Origin of the sequence: Tautonia marina, assembly GCF_009177065.1 — a bacterium.
Taxonomy (GTDB): Bacteria; Planctomycetota; Planctomycetia; order Isosphaerales; family Isosphaeraceae; genus Tautonia; species Tautonia marina.
Window position 1 is genome coordinate 1 of record NZ_WEZF01000034.1, and the last position, 16,924, is coordinate 16,924.

11 protein-coding genes are annotated in these 16,924 nt (G+C 63.7%); 6 read left to right on the forward strand and 5 right to left on the reverse strand.

Translation table 11 applies throughout. The features are described from left to right. Positions 1 to 1,873 (reverse strand): efflux RND transporter periplasmic adaptor subunit (locus GA615_RS26055; protein ID WP_152054284.1); only part of this gene is annotated, 1,873 nt, incomplete at its 3' end. Further along, a complete protein-coding gene (locus GA615_RS26060) occupies positions 1,870 to 2,427 on the reverse strand; it encodes a hypothetical protein (protein WP_152054285.1) in 558 nt (185 codons plus the stop codon). The genes GA615_RS26060 and GA615_RS26055, both read right to left, overlap by 4 nt. Before the next feature lie 530 nt (positions 2,428 to 2,957). On the opposite strand from GA615_RS26060, the gene GA615_RS27650 reads away from it, so the two are divergent. Next, positions 2,958 to 3,119: a hypothetical protein gene (locus tag GA615_RS27650; protein WP_161602578.1), complete on the forward strand. Its 162-nt coding sequence runs from the start codon at positions 2,958 to 2,960 to the stop codon at positions 3,117 to 3,119. A 200-nt stretch (positions 3,120 to 3,319) separates the two neighbouring features. Beyond that, positions 3,320 to 3,517 carry a hypothetical protein gene (locus tag GA615_RS26065; protein ID WP_152054286.1) on the forward strand — a complete coding sequence of 66 codons (198 nt, stop codon included), beginning with the start codon at positions 3,320 to 3,322 and terminating at the stop codon, positions 3,515 to 3,517. 37 nt (positions 3,518 to 3,554) lie between these two features. Here the strand turns inward: GA615_RS26065 and GA615_RS26070 are convergent, their stop codons facing one another. Both GA615_RS26070 and GA615_RS26075 read right to left on the reverse strand, forming a co-directional pair. After that, the gene (locus GA615_RS26070; RefSeq protein ID WP_201750329.1) at positions 3,555 to 4,601 is read right to left on the reverse strand and encodes a lactonase family protein; all 1,047 of its coding nucleotides are present in this window, start codon (positions 4,599 to 4,601) and stop codon (positions 3,555 to 3,557) included. Between the two features lie 250 nt (positions 4,602 to 4,851). Then, complete coding sequence (locus tag GA615_RS26075; protein ID WP_201750330.1) at positions 4,852 to 9,180, reverse strand: PVC-type heme-binding CxxCH protein; 4,329 nt, start codon at positions 9,178 to 9,180, stop codon at positions 4,852 to 4,854. Positions 9,181 to 9,616: 436 nt separating this feature from the next. Here GA615_RS26075 and fabG point away from each other — a divergent pair, with 436 nt between their 5' ends. The 4 genes from fabG to GA615_RS26095 all read left to right on the forward strand — a co-directional run bounded on the left by fabG (position 9,617) and on the right by GA615_RS26095 (position 14,529). After that, the gene (gene fabG / locus GA615_RS26080) at positions 9,617 to 10,369 is read left to right on the forward strand and encodes a 3-oxoacyl-ACP reductase FabG (protein WP_152054288.1); all 753 of its coding nucleotides are present in this window, start codon (positions 9,617 to 9,619) and stop codon (positions 10,367 to 10,369) included. Continuing rightward, a complete protein-coding gene (locus GA615_RS26085; protein WP_201750331.1) occupies positions 10,366 to 11,919 on the forward strand; it encodes an acyl CoA:acetate/3-ketoacid CoA transferase in 1,554 nt (517 codons plus the stop codon). Before fabG ends, GA615_RS26085 begins: the two co-directional genes overlap by 4 nt. Beyond that, a complete protein-coding gene (locus GA615_RS26090) occupies positions 11,919 to 13,070 on the forward strand; it encodes a thiolase family protein (protein WP_152054289.1) in 1,152 nt (383 codons plus the stop codon). The genes GA615_RS26085 and GA615_RS26090 overlap by 1 nt, the downstream gene beginning before the upstream one ends. A 70-nt stretch (positions 13,071 to 13,140) precedes the next feature. After that, positions 13,141 to 14,529 (forward strand): GntP family permease, encoded by a 1,389-nt coding sequence (locus GA615_RS26095; protein ID WP_152054290.1) that lies wholly within the window; start codon positions 13,141 to 13,143, stop codon positions 14,527 to 14,529. Between the two features lie 30 nt (positions 14,530 to 14,559). On the opposite strand, the gene GA615_RS26100 is transcribed toward GA615_RS26095, so the two are convergent. Beyond that, positions 14,560 to 16,608, reverse strand: a complete 2,049-nt coding sequence (locus tag GA615_RS26100; RefSeq protein ID WP_235905684.1) for a M13 family metallopeptidase — start codon at positions 16,606 to 16,608, stop codon at positions 14,560 to 14,562. Positions 16,609 to 16,924: the final 316 nt, after the last annotated feature.

Sequence of the window (16,924 nt, forward strand, 5' to 3'; positions counted from 1 at the left end):
CCCTCAGGGCGTCCCGCTCGCGGACATGGGCGCAGACCCAGAGCGTTGACCGATCCTGGATCTCGAACAGCGGCCCCGGGCGGAGCGACTGGCCGGGTTCGGAGGGGCGGACAACCTGGCCGGGGACGACGTCGAAGTGTTCGAGCTGGCCGTCGGCCGGGGCACGGATCGGGATCGTCATTGCGAGCGACGCCGCCCGGCCTTGCCGGTCGAGTCCGCTCGCTTCCAGCTCGGCGAGGACCTCCTTGCCGAGCCCGAGCGACAGGAGCTTGGCCCGGATCTCGCCGATCGTCTGGTCCATTACCTCCAGGTCCGTTTCGACGCGCCACCGATCAACACGCGAGGCGGCCTGACGCTCGGAGAGGCGCCGGGTCCGCTCGGCCGCTTCGCTGGCCCATTGGTGCCGGGCCCTGGTCCGCAGCAGATCGAGTTGCAGGTTGTGCAGCGGCAGGCTCTCGACCTCAGCGAGCACCTGGCCCTTTTCCACTCGATCGCCCGGGTGGACGAGGATCCGCGTGATGCGTCCCTCCACCTGCGTGGCGGCAGAGTGCCTCCGCCCCACGGGCAACTCGACGTCTCCCAGGGCCACGACCCTCGACCCGGATGCCGCATCGTCGGCCTTGGCTCGGTTGCCCGGACGCAACGACACCGGGCGGACGCCCCCCGGATTCGCCCGATCGCTTCCAGCCGAAGTCGCGGGGAGGAGTGAGGTCAGCAGGCCGGTCCCCGTGACCACGACCCGATCGCCCGGGAAGAGGCCGTCGAGCACCTCGACCCGATCGCCGGACCGGGCCCCGAGGGTGACGGCACGGCGCTCGAAGCGGCCCGCCGCACGTTCGAGGAAGACGTGCGAGGAGTCGCCGGACCCCGCGATCGCCGCGACGGGGCAGACGATCGCCTGCTCCGCGAGGCCCACCCGGATCTCCAGGAGGCCGGACATGCCGGGCTTGAGCCGATGCTCCGGGTTCTCGACATGGGCGATGACCGTCAACGCCCGGGTGGCAGACTCGACCGTCAGGTGCGTATGCTCGATGCGCCCGGAGAAGGTCGCGCCTGGCATCGCCGTGAACGTGGCCGTGGCCGGCTGGTCAACCCGGACATCCGCCAGGTCAGCCTCCAGCACCTCTCCCGCGACATCGACCTCGGACAGATCGACCACATGGAACAAGTGCTCATCCGTGGCGACCACCCGGCCCGCGTGGACATCGGCGTGCACGATCTCGCCTCGGATCGGACTCCGGATCGGTAGGAAGCGGATCGGTTGTCCGGTCTCCCGGACCTCTTCGAGGTCTTCCTCCGAAATTTCCAGGGCCAACAGCTTCCGGATGGCGACCTCGACCCCGGCGGCGGCCTCCTGGGCGTCCCGACGTGCTTCCAGGATCTCGGCCAGGGTGATCGCATTGCTCTGCCCGAGTTCCTCCCGCTGGGCGAGCAACCGGTCGGCGAGCCTCTGCTCGGCGATCGCCCTCAACCATTCCCGCTGGAGGGTCTCCAGTTCCAGCCCCTCGATCAGCGCCAAGGTCTGGCCGGGCTCGACGTGATCGCCGGGCCGCGCGAGCACCCGATCGATCCGGCCGGGGATCAGCGTCGTGATTAGCGCCTGCTGACGCCAGGGGAGCTGCACCTGGGCCTGGGCGCGGACCACCCTGGCAAGGTCGCCGAGGGTGACCTTGGCCGTCGCCACGCCGATCGCCTGGCGAGCGGGCTCGGAGAGCAGCAGTTGATTTCCCTGGACCGTCGCCCCCTTCGACGGGAGCGGGGCGTGTCCATCGTGGGAGAGTCCCGGCCTCGCGGCGGTCAGGCTGCCGATGACGGCCATCCAGCACGCGAGGCGGGCAACCTGCCCGCTCCGGAAGTTCCGTGATCGGTTCACGAGGTTGCCTCCGGCTGGTCGGGACTCAGTGCGACGGGAATGTCCTGGAGCGATCCGATGGCCTGATCAATGGACCCGGAGACAGCGCCGTAGTCCGGATCCTGTCCGGCGTCGATCCGCGAGTGGACCTGGTTGAACAACTCTCGGATTTCCTGTGCGGTGGTGTTCACCGCCTCCCAGTGCTCCTTCGGGACGCCGCTGTCCCGTGCGATCTCTGGCAGCCAGTTCAGGACGATGTCGAGTTCATCGAGGGCGCGATGGGCCTTGGTCGGCCGACCGGCTGCGATCTCGTCGCGGATCGTGTCACGGTAGCCCTCGATCCGCGTGAGCGCTTCCGGGTAATCTTCGGGACGCGCGACGTCCGCCTCGGTGATCGGCACGTCATCCGGGTCCGTCGCCGTCTCGGCGGCGGACCCGGGCGTCGACCCGGTAGGCGGGGCGGTCGCCTCGGGAGTCGATCCTCCGCAACCGACCAGGCCGGACAGGGATGCGAACACGAATGCCAAGCGGACGGTTGGCATCACAGCGAAACGACGGGGCATCAGGTCGCGCATGAGCGCATTCTCCGTGGGGGACACGAGGGTGAGGTCGGACAATGAACGAACGCATTGGCTGGGGGCGTGGGGGGACGCCCGAGGAACAGGCTCCGCGAGGGTGGCGCGCATAGGCGCCACGCCGGTTCAACCGGAGCGACTCGGTTCCAGTGTCCGACGGCTCAGGTCAATTGCACGCCGGAGCGTTCCTGGCGCGCCCGATCGCACAGGGGAGGGGACGAGCCGCGATCGGGCTGCGCGCAAAGTAGGCGCGAGGTGAGCGCAAGGGATTCCGCCGCGGACCACGCAGGGGGGCCGTGGAGGGATTGGAGGAGGGACAGGGTCTTTGACCAACTGGAGGCGTCCGACGGTCCCTTGGGAAGGACGAACAGAGGGGTCGGAAAGCGATCGACCTCCGCGTCCTCGCCACCGTCGCAGGACGGACGAGAGTGCTCGCCCGCAAGCCCTCCGAACCACGTCAGATGCGTGTGCCAGTCGGCATCCTTTAACGACGGGGCGAACCGACCCTTGTCGGACCCGACTGCGTCATCATGATGATGGCCGGATGGCTGGTGCTCGTGATGATGCCCGTCGTGATGGCGATGCGCCTCTGCATCGCCGCGAAGCTCAGCCCAACCATGCCGGTGAGGATCGCCGCCATCCGCATGCACATGGCGCAGCTCGTACCGGGGCAGGCCGCCGAGGACAACTAATCCGGCAAACAGAACATGCAGAGCGTGATGACACAATCGGATCACGATAAGTTCCAATGCGGCTCCGAGCGAAAGTCCGCGAACTTCAATCCAATCGTACCATGCCAAGCTCACCCTTACAATTCCGAGCGAGGCAATGTGTCGGACCCCAAGAGAAATGTCCGGTCGATACGATCTTCAGGCCAAGCCTGGAGGTCGCCATGAACCCCGATCGGATTGCCATGAGTCAACGTGATCGCGATACCCTCACCGTCCTCAAGCCGGTCCTCGACGGCCTCCGCTCCCAGGCCGAGGCCGCTGGGTCCGATAATCAATCTTATGGTCTCATCTGTGATGACCTAATGGAAAACCACGCGGCCCCGAATGATCCCAACGCCGGATGTGTGCCCTGGCCGTAAGGAATCGAGCATTGCGGTCGGGAATTTGGTGGGGTGTTTACTCAAGAATGCGGAGACACGAAGGGGAAGTGATCGTCAACGGTGTTCCGAGGGGGGTAAGCGTGCCGGTCTGCTGGTCGATCCGGAAGACCGCCAGCGTGTTTCCCGGCATGTTCGCGCAAAGCAGCAGGCGGCCATCGGCCGTGATGGCGAGATTCTGAGGCCCCTTCCCAAGGCTAGGTTCGAAACCGATCAGGCGAAGTGATCCGTCGTTGGCAACGCGGTACATGGCGATGCTGTCATGACCACGGTTCGTCCCGTACAGGAATGCCCCGTCTGGTGTGATCTTCACGTCCGCGCAATAACTTTCACCAGTGAAATTGTCAGGAAGCGTTGAGATCGTCTCCCGTTCAATCAGCATTCCCGTCTCTTGCACAAACTCGAAATGCGTAACCGAGTTGAGCAATTCGTTGATCACGTACATTCTCAAGCCGTCTGGATGGAACGTCAGGTGACGAGGACCCGATCCTGGAGGTGTTCGCACGAAGGGTTGCGCGTTTGGCCTGAAGGCTCCGCTCGAAGCGTCAAGCGCGTAGCAGAGGATTTGATCGAGGCCGAGATCCGCGGCATAGGCGAATTGATTGTTCGGGCTGATGACGAAACAGTGGGCATGAGGTCCCTGTTGTCGAGCGTCGTTCACGCTGCGCCCAACGTGCTGAACGAACGAGACGGGGGGAGTGAGTGATCCGTCTTCGTTGATTCGATAGGAAACCACGCTGCCGGTGGCATAGTTGGCAACCAGAACCGTCTGGGCGCTGGAATCGATTTCCACGAAGCACGAGGCGGATCCTCTGGTCGGCTGTCGGTTCAGCAACTGAAGCGATCCGGTGGTCTTCTCCCGGCGATAGGCCGCAATCTGCTCATCCTGCTGGCCCCCGAAGGTTTCCGCATGAATCGTGTACAGGAGCGAGTGATCTGGTATCAGATCGAAGAAAAACGGATGGGGAATGGGATCGCTCTGGTGAAGTCGCGTCAGTTCTCCAGTTTCAGGGTTCAGTGTATAAGTGCTGATTGCCCCACCCGTTCCACCTGCGAAGGAAGACACCAGGACTTGAGGTCCTTCCGCGGCCAGGCCAGAATGACTCCACGTCATCAACACACAGACCGCGCACAGAATGATGTGTACGGCTCTCCTCCCGATTCCAAACCCAATCATCCTCAGCCCTCTGTTGCGAGTTTTCATCAATGCACCCTCAATCTTGACCGGGCCTCGTGGATCACCTCCGGTCGTCGTTCAGCCAGGTTGGCCGCCCGACGTACAATCCTCGGCTGGCTGTCAGTGCCACGCCAATGGATCAGGGGGTCGTACCAACCTCAACAGTCACGGCCATGACGATCGGAGCCGACGCATCCTGGCCTTTTCGAAGTTCGATCCGTTCGATCGGCTCCGAGGGCCGCTCGGGACGAACTGCGAGGTAACGTATTTGCCTGCCACCCAGTTCAAAGGCGAGGCTCGATCCAGGCACGTCGACACGACGAATGTAATCGGCCAGATGAACGCCATTGCGCAAGGGGTGGTCCTCGGTCGTGCCGTCAGCATAGTGCAAGCGGATGATCATCGAAACCGATCCCTCTTCACCGAGCGGGTACGACCAGCCGCCGACGCCACCCAGGAGATGAATGACCTCGGCCGGCGCATTCACCGGAAGCTCGACCACTCGAGGCATTCGGGGAGGGGTCCTGCCCTGAGGTCCGTAAAGAAGAATCGCGTTGGGCACGCGATCACCCTGGGGATCAACAAGCTGGAACGGGACCCCTTCGACGGTCTTGGTCGACCAGTCGTCAAAGACCAACCGTTCGGTTCGTGATTCCTCGTCGAAGAACATGCCGCGGGTACTGACAATTGTGGCGGCCTTCCTCAGATCGAGGGGCAAATACTTGCCGGGCCTTGTCAAGAACGCCATCAGGTCGGCAAGTTGTTCGGGCGTTGCCTGCTGCTCGAAGCCCTCGGGCATCACCGACTTCTCCGAGGCGATGAACTCGTCGAGGTCATCCCGAAGAATCGTGTGAGATTTTCCTTCGGTGTCGATGAGTTCAATCGAGGTTCTCGTCTCCGCGGCGAGCAATCCATTGAGGATTCGACCGTCGATCGTGGCGACCGTGTATTGCACGAAATTCCCCTCAACCTCTCGGCTGGGGTCGAGGATGTGGACGAGCAGTTCCTCGGCCGGATGGGCGGCCATTCCAGTCAGATCAGGCCCCACGTTCCCCCCCTCGCCCGAATGCTGATGGCATTTGGCGCAGAGGGTTTCAAACACGGCCCGCCCTGCGGTCGGATTCCCTCCGGCCAAAACAACCGGGGCGAGTTCATCGATCACCCGCTGTCGATCCGGGCTGGGCAAGCCGCCTCCCCGAGCAAGCAGGTGTGCTGCTCGTTCGGCGATCGCCGCATCGGGGTGGCTGGTGAGAACCTGTTTCTGATCCAGGGCGAGCTGACCGACCGGGATCGTCCCCTGTTCGATCCCGTCGATGAGCGAGGCGCTCCAATCGGCCCGGCTCAGCAGAACGCGAAGGACTTCTGAACGAACCGCCGGGGTGAGTGTCGGATACGCCTCGACCAGCACCGCGCCCGATCCCGAGGCAGCGCTGCGTCCGATGGCCGAGATGAGCCCCGCGGCGAAGGTCGGCGACGCCTGCGGCGTGATCAGGTTGATCAGATCGCTCGCGGCCCCGTCATCGGTGCGACGGAAGGTGATGAACTGACGGGCCGTTTCCAGACGCTCCTCCTCGGTTTTGGCCTCATGGGACACCTCGGCAAGCAGGCGGGCGGCGATCTCCTCCGTGTACGCCTCGAAGCCCTCGGCCCCCCAACGGTTGGCCAGGTCAACAAGCTGCCCCTGCGATTCAGCGGGAAGTTTCGTGAGCAGCGTGACCATCGATGCCTGCTCATCCTTGCCAACCCTTGCCGTTTGCCCCTCGGGCCACCCTCGGCTGAGGCCGGCAATCACGGCCTGCGCAACCTTGGGATCCGCATCCGCCAGCCTCGCGATTGTGCTTCCGATCGTCCCGGTCGGAGCGCCCCGGGCCTCGTGCTCGGCCACGCGATCCGCGACGACCAGAACCATTTCGCCCGGTGTTCCATCGAACTCCTGGGTGGCGAACCGTTCCAAAAACGGTCGAGCGTGCGCGGCCGCGGCCGCGATGGCCGCATCGCCGAGCCATCGATCGCCGTCGAAGGCCCCTCTGGCAATCGCCTCGACGATCAATCCCGCGGCGGCCTCCGACTCGGGACGCTCCGACAGTGCGAGCAGCGTTGAGAGCCTCACCTGAGGGTCGTCATCGAGCAGCAGACGTGCCTGATCGATTGCCGACACCGTCTGGTCATCGTCGATCGGCAGAACCCGAACCGCATTTTGCCGAACACCGGCCGAGGGATGTCTCAGTGCCGCGAGAGTGGCGACCTTCGCTTCGCCGTCGATTGCCTCCAGTCCGTCAAGCGTCCAGAGGGCATGAATCACCCCCGGATTCAGGCCGATCGGATCGACCCGTTGATCCTTCGTCAAGTCGACGAGCGCCGGCACAACATCCGTCTTGCCCCGCTCGACCAGTAATCGCTGAGCATGAAGCCGCCAGAACATGTTGCCATGAGTCAAGGCCGAAATCAGACCGTCAGGATCGTTCGGATCGAGCGCCATTGGCTCGACCGGCGGAGCGCCATCGTAAACGACCCTGTAGATCCGACCGTGGGTCCGATCGCGTAAAGGGGTTTCGTAAGCGTTCCCCTTGCCCGTTTCGAATCCCTGAGGCGTCGGGTTGTGCTGAACGATGTAGTTATACCAATCGATGACCCAGACATGGCCATCCGGTCCGACCTCAGCGGCGATCGGCGCGGTCCACTCGTCATCGCTCGAGAGTTGGTTCCAACCATAATGTGCCGCGAAGTCGGTCCCCCGACGCTCCAGGGTCATCGTGGCGACCAGGTGACCGGTCGGCTCGGCGACGAAGGCCGAACGGTTCCAGTAATGGTCCGGGTAGGTTCGGGCCGTGTACAAAGCATGGCCGGCGGCAGCCGTAAAACCACCGTGCCAATCGACCTGGCGAACATTCTCGGTGATCGGAAAGAACCGGTTCGAATCCGCAATATTCTGGAGCACGGTCGGCGCCCATCCCCGAACGGCCTCGTAATAGCGGTTCGGGATCGACAGGAAGACACTCGGACATCCGTTGGCCGTCGAGCCGAAAATCAGCCCCTCCTCGCTGATGCCGACCCCCCAAGAGTTGTTCGACGTGGACCGGAGGAATTCCAGGTCCGACCCATCGGGCCGGAGCCGATAGAATCCCTGGCCGAATCGGTGCGACCGATCGCCGACCTCGCCTCGAAAGGCAGAGTAACCGACGATCCCGTAGAGCCAATTGTCCAGGCCATACCGCAGGTTACTCGGCCCGGCGTGCGTGTCGTCGGTTCCCCATCCAGTGAACAGAACCTCGCGACCATCGGCCCGATCGTCACCGTCGGTATCCTTTAAGAACAGGGTGTCGGGGGCGTGGTGAACAATCACGCCTCCCCGAGCAAAGGTCAGACTGGTGGGGATGTTCAGCCCCTCGGCGAAGACCTTGAACGAGTCGGCCCGGCCGTCGCCGTCGGTGTCCTCACAGATTGTGATGCGATCGCGGCCTTCCCCTTGTTCGATCTTGGTGTTCGGATAATCCACACTCTCGGCAATCCAGAGCCGGCCGCGATGGTCCCAGGCCATGCAGAGAGGCTTTCGGATGTCCGGTTCGCTGGCGAACATCTCGACATGGAATCCTCGGGGGACCACGAGACGGTCCCTGGAGTCAGTCGGGCTGAGGGCGTTCTGCATCCGCTGAATCGGCGCTCCCTGAGTACCCCATCGCTCACCGGCCAGATAGTTCGGGATTGGCGTTTCCGTTTCGATATACGAGAAGATTTCGTCTCGATTCGATGGTCGGGGGCGGCTGTCAAACACATCTCCCCGATTAGCGGCCCATCGAATGCCTCGTTCAATGAGATCTTGAAAACCTGGTTCGGTCCAGGTTCGGTGATCGTGCCCGTATGCCGTGTAAAAGACTCGGCCGTTTCCGTGGCTCCGAACCCAGGTCCAGGGCTCCTGTCCTTCTCCTTCGGCCCGGACCTGCAAGACGTTCTTCTCGGGGTTGTGCCTGGTATGGACGTACGTTTCATCCCAGGTCCGGAACGGTTCGAACCCGTTCATGATGGCGTGGCTCGGGTCCACGATTTCCGTTTCGAACTCACCCGCCCCGTGGCGGAGGAACTGCGCGCCGACCAGGTCAACATACGCCGGAGCGTTCAGGAAGCAGTACGAGGCGCAATGGATCGGCACGAATCCGCCACCCCCGGCCACATAGTCGAGCAAGGCCCGCTCTTGCTCGGGGGCAATCGTCTCAATGTTCGCATAGATGATCAGGGCGTCGTAGCCCTTCAACGTTTCCGGATCGAGTGCCCTGGCGATGTCCTCGGTATAGGTCACGTCGATCCCGCGTCCGGCCATCACTGGAATGAGCTGTGCCGCCCGCTCTGAGGGACGATGATGGCCCTGATCGCCGAGAAAAAGGACTTCCAGGGGAACCTCGCGCGGTTCCTCGGCAACGAGAGACCAGGGCACCATGCACAGGGCAGTTGTGAGCAGAACGCAGCGGATCACGAGTTCTCCCTCCGAAGTTCGGGCGGGCCGGTGACGTGCTCGATCTCGCTTGAAACGCGTCTCGGAGCAGAACGGTTAACACTCCGACACACTCGTCCCGGTTCGGGAACCCTTCGAAATGGACACGATTCCCATCCATCAAGATCCTGGTCACGCCGAACCGTCAGGGTCAAGAACCTGAAGCCCTTGCGATGCAACCCCGCTCGCCGGTTTCAGAACGGCTCGGGAAACCTCAACTCAATCAAAGGCGTATCCATCATCCGAGGGGCCTTGCTTGTTCGATGCGGAACTCCCGGTTACCTTCGAGCCCGGGTGAAGCGTGCGACTCCTTTCGTCCAAGGGTCGGCCGAAGGTCCCTTCTCCCGCCTCATGGAACAACGCCTCGTGCAAAGGCCGCCCGCAACGGCGGCCAGGGGCCTCTCTGGAGACCACTACGGTGATCGGAATCGACCTCGGCGGCAAGGTGGCCCTCGTGACCGGATCGGGCCAGGGCTTGGGACGGGCCTCGGCCTCGGCCTTGCACGCGGCTGGGGCGGCCGTGGTCATTAATTACCCTCCCGACGCCACGGGGCAAAACGCCGATCGAGCCCGAGCCGTCGCCGAGACCCTCGGTGAACGCGCCGTGGCACTGCCGGCCGACGTCTGCGATTCTCAGCAGATCGACTCGCTCATGACCGCCATTCAGGATCGGTTCGGCCGACTCGACATCGTCGTCAACAACGCCGCGATCATCCGGGATCGCACGCTCCGCAAAATGAGCGACGAGGAGTGGCAGTCGGTCATCGAGACCGATCTGAGCGGCGTCTTCCGCGTCTGTCGAGCCGCGATCGCCCGTATGGCCGATGGCGGACGAATCATCAATCTCGCGTCAATCTCCGGGGCCGTCGGCTTCTTCGGCCAGGCAAACTATGCGGCGGCCAAGGCCGGAGTGATCGCGCTGACCAAGGTCCTCAGCAAGGAGCTCGCCCCCCGTCGCATTACGGTCAACGCGGTTGCCCCCGGCGTCGTGCTCACCGAGATGGGCAAGACGATTCCCGAGGAGGTCCGCGCCCGAATGCTCGCCGAGATCCCCCTGAACCGGTTTGGTGAGCCGGAGGAAATCGCTCATGCGATCCTCTTCCTTGCCAGCGATCTGGCAAGCTACATCACGGGACAGACGATCCACGTCAACGGGGGATGGTGGGCGTGATCCCTCGCATTGAAAACCTGTTATGCTCGGCCGCCGAGGCCGTCGAAGTCCTCGACGATGGTCAAACCCTGGTCAGCGGTGGCTTCGTCGGCGCGGCCCATCCCGAAGCCCTCACCGCGGCCATCGAGGCCCGATTCTTGAACACCGGCCGTCCCCGAGACTTAACCCTGCTCTACGCGGCGGGACAGGGAGACGGCGCCGATCGAGGGCTCAATCACCTGGGTCATCACGGCTTGCTGGGCCGGGTGATCGGCGGACACTGGGGCCTTGCTCCTCGGATCGGTCGGCTGGCCCTGGAGAACGCCATCGAGGCGTACAACTTCCCGCAAGGAGTCATCTGCCACCTGCTCCGCGACATCGCAGCCGGTCGCCCCGGATGCATTACCGGCGTCGGCCTGGGAACCTTCATCGACCCGATCCACGGCGGAGGCCGTCTCAACACGCGATCATCCCCCGATCTGGTCCAGCGGATCGAACTCGACGGCCGCCCCTGGCTGTTTTATCGCGCCTTTCCGGTCCACGTTGGCCTGATCCGAGGCACGGCCGCCGACATCCACGGCAACCTCATCATGGAGGACGAGGCGATCATCGGCGAGGTCCTGGCAATTGCCCAGGCCGTTCGCAATTCCGGAGGGACGGTCATTGCCCAGGTCCGCCGGCTCCTTCCCCACGCTGCCCCCCCGATGACGGTTCGAGTGCCCGGGATCCTCATTGATCGCGTCGTGCTTGCCTCGGAGGAGCAGCACGACCAGACCTTTGCCGAGGCGTTCAACCCGACCTACTGCCGCGCCGGAGACGTGGATCTGCTCGACGATCGCCCCCAATTGCCGGCGGGAGTGCGCCGGATTATCGCCTCACGAGCCTGCGACGAGCTGGAAGCCGGAGCGATCGCCAACCTCGGCATCGGCATGCCCGAAGGAATTGCCCTGATCGCTGCCGAGCGCGGATTACTCGGAGCCGTGACCCTGACCGTCGAAAGTGGACCAATCGGTGGCGTTCCTGCCGGCGGTCTGAGCTTTGGCGCTTCGAGCCATCCCGAGGCGATCGTCGATCAACCCGCTCAATTCGACTTCTACGACGGCGGCGGCCTCGATTTCGCCGCCCTCGGCGCCGCCGAGATCGACTCCCGAGGCAATGTGAATGTCTCTCGGTTCGGCACCCGACTCGCAGGAGTGGGAGGGTTTGTGAACATCTCTCAAAACGCTCACCGAGTGGTTTTCTGTGGCACGATGACCTCTGGCGGGCTGAAAGTCGAAGTCTTCAACGGCCGCTTGCGCATTGTCCGAGAGGGGACCGTCCGCAAGTTCGTCCCCAGCGTGGAACAACTGTCGTATGCCGCCGACATCGCCTGCCAGAAAGGCCAGGAAGCGCTTTATGTGACCGAGCGTGCCGTCTTCCGCCTGACGACAGAGGGTCTGGAACTGATCGAGGTCGCGCCGGGCATCGACCTTCAGCGTGACGTGATCGACCAGATGGGATTCCGACCCATCATCCGAACACCAACAACGATGCCCATCTCCGCATTCGACCAAACTACCGAGGGAACCTGATGGATCGTCTCTGCATCGTCGCAGCCAAACGAACACCCCAGGGCCGATTCCTCGGGGGGCTCAAGCGGCTCTCTCCGATCGATCTTGCCTGCGCGGCCGCCCGACCGATCCTGGACCGGATCGATGGGTCGATGATCGATCATGTCATCATCGGAAATGTTCTCGGAGCCGGTCAAGGAATGAACATCGCCCGGCAGGTGGGCATTCACCTCGGCCTGCCGCCGGAAGTTCCGGCATACACCGTCAACATGATGTGTGGCTCGGGGTTGCAGGCCGTCCGTCTGGCAGCTCAGGCCATCCGATGCGGAGAGGCTCGGGCCGTCCTCTGCGGCGGCACCGAGTCGATGTCGGGGGCACCCTACCTGCTCCCTCGGGCCCGGCAAGGCCTGAAGCTGGGAGACGCCTCGCTGGTCGATTCAATCCTCCGCGACGGCCTGCTCGATGCCTTCGACGGCCGCCATATGGGTCTCCTGGCCGAGACGATGGCCGAATCCTTCGACATCGATCGACGCAGTCAGGACGCCTGGGCCGTACGGAGCCAGCAGCGTTACGCCGACGCCGAGGCATCCGGCATCTTCAACGATGAACGGGTTTCCCTCGAAGGACTCGATTCAGACGAGCATCCCCGGCCAGGCACGACCCTCGACGACCTCTCTCGCTTGAAGGGTGCGTTTGACCCCGACGGAACCGTCACGGCTGGCAATTCCAGCGGCATCAACGACGGCGCCGCCATGCTGCTGCTGGCCAATCACGAGCTGGCCGATCGGGAGTCATGGCCGATCCTTTGTGACTGGGTCGATTCGGTCGCCGTCGGCTGCGAGCCGTCGCAGATGGGCCTCGGCCCGGTCTACGCCTTACGTCGAATCTGCGATCGCCAGCACCTTTCCTTGACCCACTGCGATGCGGTCGAGATCAACGAGGCGTTTGCCTCACAGGTCCTTGCCTGTATCAGAGCGCTCCCCGTCGCCGAGGAATCGGTCAATCGCTGCGGCGGCGCGATCGCCCTTGGTCATCCAATCGGTGCCAGTGGGGCTCGTCTGGCGGTTCATGCGGCGCATCAGATCGGCCGAGGCACCGTCAATCAGGCCGCGATCAGCCTTTGTGTCGGGGGTGGCATGGGTGTGGCCGCCCTCTTGCGAGCGGCGGATTGACCGTCTGAAAGCGCGGAATCATGGCACTGCATCTCGATCTGTTTCATCAACGATCCAGGGACCTGCACCAATGCTGATCGAGGTGGGAGCGATTGTTCTGGCCCTTGGCCTCCTGATGACCGTGGCCTATCGCGGCCTGCCCGTCATTGTCTTTGCACCGCTCTGTGCGTTGCTGGCCGCGGCGCTCTCGGGCATGCCGCTCTTACCCGCCTATACCGAGCTGTTCATGACCGGCGTGGCCGGATTCGTCCGGGCGTTCTTCCCCTTGTTTCTCCTGGGAGCGATGTTTGGCAAGTTGATGGATGCCAGCGGTTCCGCCGCCGCGATTGCCGCCGCGATGATCCGGGCGATGGGGCCTCGCCACGCGATTCCGGCGGTCGTGCTTGCCGGAGCCGTCCTGACCTACGGCGGCGTTTCCCTGTTCGTAGTGGCGTTCGCCGTCTATCCGCTGGGCGCGGTCTTGTTTCGCGTCGCGGATATTCCCAAACGATTGCTCCCGGCGGCCATCGCTTTGGGAGCGTTCACGTTTACCATGGATGCCCTGCCCGGAACGCCACAGGTTCAGAACATCATCCCCACGCGCTTCTTTGGAACCGATGCGTACGCTGCCCCCATCACCGGAACCATCGGCGGCTCGATGGTTCTCATCGGCGGCCTCGGTTGGCTGGAGCGAAGACGGGCCCGCGCGGCGATGGCCGGAGAAGGGTATGGCACCGGCCACCGAAACGAACCCGCGGCCCGATCGGCCGATCGTCTCCCTTCGCTCTGGGCGGCGATCGTTCCGTTGCTGGTGGTGCTTGCGGTCAACTTCGTGCTGAGCCGGACCGCCTGGTCGGTGGAGACGTGGTACTCCGAGGCAACCCTCCTCCGCGACTTCCCCGAGACTCGCCCACAGGATGCGGCCTCGACCTGGGCCGTCATTGTCGCCCTCTCGGCGGGCATCCTGACCACGCTGGCCTTGAATGTCGGTCGGATGAGGGAGTCGGTCTCAGCCTCTCTCTCCGCCGCGGCGGCGGGGTCGTTACCGGCGATTTTCAACACGGCCTCGGAGGTCGGCTTCGGCACGGTCATCAAGACCCTCCCGGGCTTCGAGATCGTTCGGTCGCTGGTCCTTGACGTAAGTCGGCATGTACTCATCTCTCAGGCAGTCGCCGTCAATGTGCTGGCGGCGATCACCGGATCGGCTTCCGGCGGCCTGTCGATTGCCCTGGAGGTGATGGGCAGGCAGGCGCTCGACGCGGCCCAGGCTCAGGGAATCAGCCCGGAGTTGCTCCACCGAATCGCCTCGATGGCCTCCGGAGGAATGGATACCTTGCCCCACAACGGGGCGGTGATCACGCTGCTTGCCATCACGGGTCTCACCCATCGGCAATCGTACCCGGATATCTTCGTGATCACCGTGATCAAGACCGCCACGGTCTTCATCCTGGCCGCGGCGGCCTCGGCCCTGGCGGGGTGACGATGAGCCACCCCGCTTCTCATCGCCACATTACCAGATCTTGACACGCTGCTCAGGTGGCAGGTAAAGTGCGTCTCCTTCCTTCACCCCGAATGCCTCGTAGAACTCGGGCATGTTGCGAATCACCCCATTGCAGCGGAACTCGGCGGGGGAGTGGGGATCGGTGGCGAGGCGGCGGGTCAGTTCGGCGTCGCGGTACTTGGTCCGCCAGACCTGCGCCCATCCCATGAAGAATCGTTGATCTCCGGTCAGACCGTCGATGACCGGCGGTTCCTCGCCATCCAGCGAAATCCGGTAGGCCCGGTGCGCGATGGTCAGGCCGCCGAGGTCGCCGATATTCTCGCCGATCGTCAACGCGCCGTTGACCGTCTGGCCGGGGAGCTGGGCAGGTTCGAACGTGCTGTACTGCTCGATGAGCATCCCGGCGCGTTCGTCGAACTCCTCGCGGTCCGAGTCGGTCCACCAGTCGTTTAAATTGCCCATTCCATCATATTTCGACCCCTGGTCATCGAATCCGTGGCCGATTTCGTGGCCGATCACGGCGCCGATTGCTCCGTAATTGGCGGCGTCGTCAGCCTCCAGATCGAAGAACGGGGGCCTGAGGATCGCGGCCGGGAAGACGATCTCGTTCATCCCCGGATTGTAATAGGCGTTGACCGTCTGCGGGGTCATGAACCACTCGCCCCGGTCGACCTCCTGGCCGAGTTTCTTCAGGTTCCGATCGACCTCGAAGGCGGTCGCGCGCTGGATGTTGCCGACAAGGTCGCCGGGCACGATCTCCAGCGCCGAGTAGTCGCGCCAGGTGTCTGGATACCCGATCTTCGGGTTGAAGGTCTCAAGCTTTTCGAGGGCCTTCGCCTTGGTTTCCTCTCCCATCCAGTCAAGACCAGTGATTCCCTGGCGGTAGGCTTCGATGAGGTTGGCAACCAGTTCCTCCATGCGCTCCTTGGCTCGGGGTGGGAAATGCTCCTCGACGAAAAGCTTGCCCACCGCTTCACCGAGTGACCCTTCAACAACCTGGACCCCTCGCTTCCACCGGGGACGGTTCTCCTCGGCGCCGGTCAACGTCTTACCGAAGAAGTCGAAGGTCTCGGCAACGATTGCCTCGTTCAGATACGGGGCATAGGCGTGTAGGACGTTCCAGGTCAGCCAGGTCTTCCACTGGTCGAGCGGAACGTCGGCCAGCACCTCGGCCATCGCCTCGAAGTAGCTCGGCTGAGCGAGGATCACCTGCTCAATGCCGTCAGCGCCGTAGGCGTCGAAGTAGCGCGGCCAGGCGAATCCGGGAGTCAGTTCCGCCAGGGCTTCCAGGTCTTTCTTGTTGTAGGTGAGGGTGGCGTCTCGGCTCTGGACGCGGTCCCAGTGGTGCGACGCAAGCCGGGTTTCCAGGTCCATGACCTGCTGGGCCTTCTCCTCGGCTTCGGCAATCCCTGCCAAGGTGAACATGCGGGCGATGTGAGCGACGTAAGCCTCTCGGATCGGCGCGAACTTTTCGTCGCGATAGTACGACTCGTCCGGCAGGCCGATCCCCCCTTGATAGAGGTTGAGGATGTAGGCGTCGGACTGCTTGGCGTCGGTATCGACATAGCCGCCGAAAAGGCCGTCCACGCCCACCCGCTCCAGTTCGGCGAGCGAGCGAATCAACTCATCCTTGGACTCGATCGCATCAACCTTTGCCAGTTCGTCCCGGATCGGCTCCAGGCCGAGCTGTTCGACGCGGGCTTCATCCATGAAGCTGGCGAACAGGTCGCCAACCTTCTGGGTCTCGGAGCCCGGCGGTCCACCGGTTTCGGCCGCTCGCTCAATGAGGACCTTCAAATCCTCCTCGGCCTCGTCACGGAGCGCGTAGAACGCACCATCGGCCGAGCGATCGGCGGGAATCTCCGCCTCGACGAGCCACTTGCCGTTGACGTGGCGGAACAGGTCGTCCTGCGGGCGGATGGCCGCATCGGCGTTCGAGAGATCAATGCCCGATCGAAGGGTCGGCTTCGAGGTGTCCGTCGGGTCGGAGGCGCGAACCCCTGGGATCGCGATCAGCAACAGCGACGCGATCATCGCGCCGCGGGCCGGAGAATTCATCGGATGAGGCTCCTTTGGTGAATCCTGCGTGTGGCGGGCATGCTGGCGGAACCCCTGGCCCGGGTGCTTCATCTCGACGGGAGGGGAGTCATGCCGGCCACACCGTTTGGGACCGTCAGGACCATTGCAGCCGATCACTCGATCCGATTCCAGGCCATTCGCGCGAGGAGGAGACTGGAACCGCTCGGCGTTCCCCGACGGGAACGGCCTCGGCGAGCCGGGGGAACGGTTCCCCTGACGGGGCTCGTCAGACATAATTGGCCCCGATCGACCAGGGGTTTCGCGGTGGAAGACGCCCGGTGATGACGGATCAAGA

Excerpts from the sequence above, each read along its gene's own strand:
- GA615_RS26095 (WP_152054290.1), top strand. The coding sequence starts at position 13,141 with ATGCTGATCGAGGTGGGAGCGATTGTTCTGGCCCTTGGCCTCCTGATG.
- GA615_RS26065 (WP_152054286.1), top strand. The coding sequence starts at position 3,320 with ATGAACCCCGATCGGATTGCCATGAGTCAACGTGATCGCGATACCCTC.
- GA615_RS26100 (WP_235905684.1), bottom strand. The coding sequence starts at position 16,608 with ATGAATTCTCCGGCCCGCGGCGCGATGATCGCGTCGCTGTTGCTGATC.
- GA615_RS26060 (WP_152054285.1), bottom strand. The coding sequence starts at position 2,427 with ATGCGCGACCTGATGCCCCGTCGTTTCGCTGTGATGCCAACCGTCCGC.
- GA615_RS26090 (WP_152054289.1), top strand. The coding sequence starts at position 11,919 with ATGGATCGTCTCTGCATCGTCGCAGCCAAACGAACACCCCAGGGCCGA.
- GA615_RS27650 (WP_161602578.1), top strand. The coding sequence starts at position 2,958 with ATGATGATGGCCGGATGGCTGGTGCTCGTGATGATGCCCGTCGTGATG.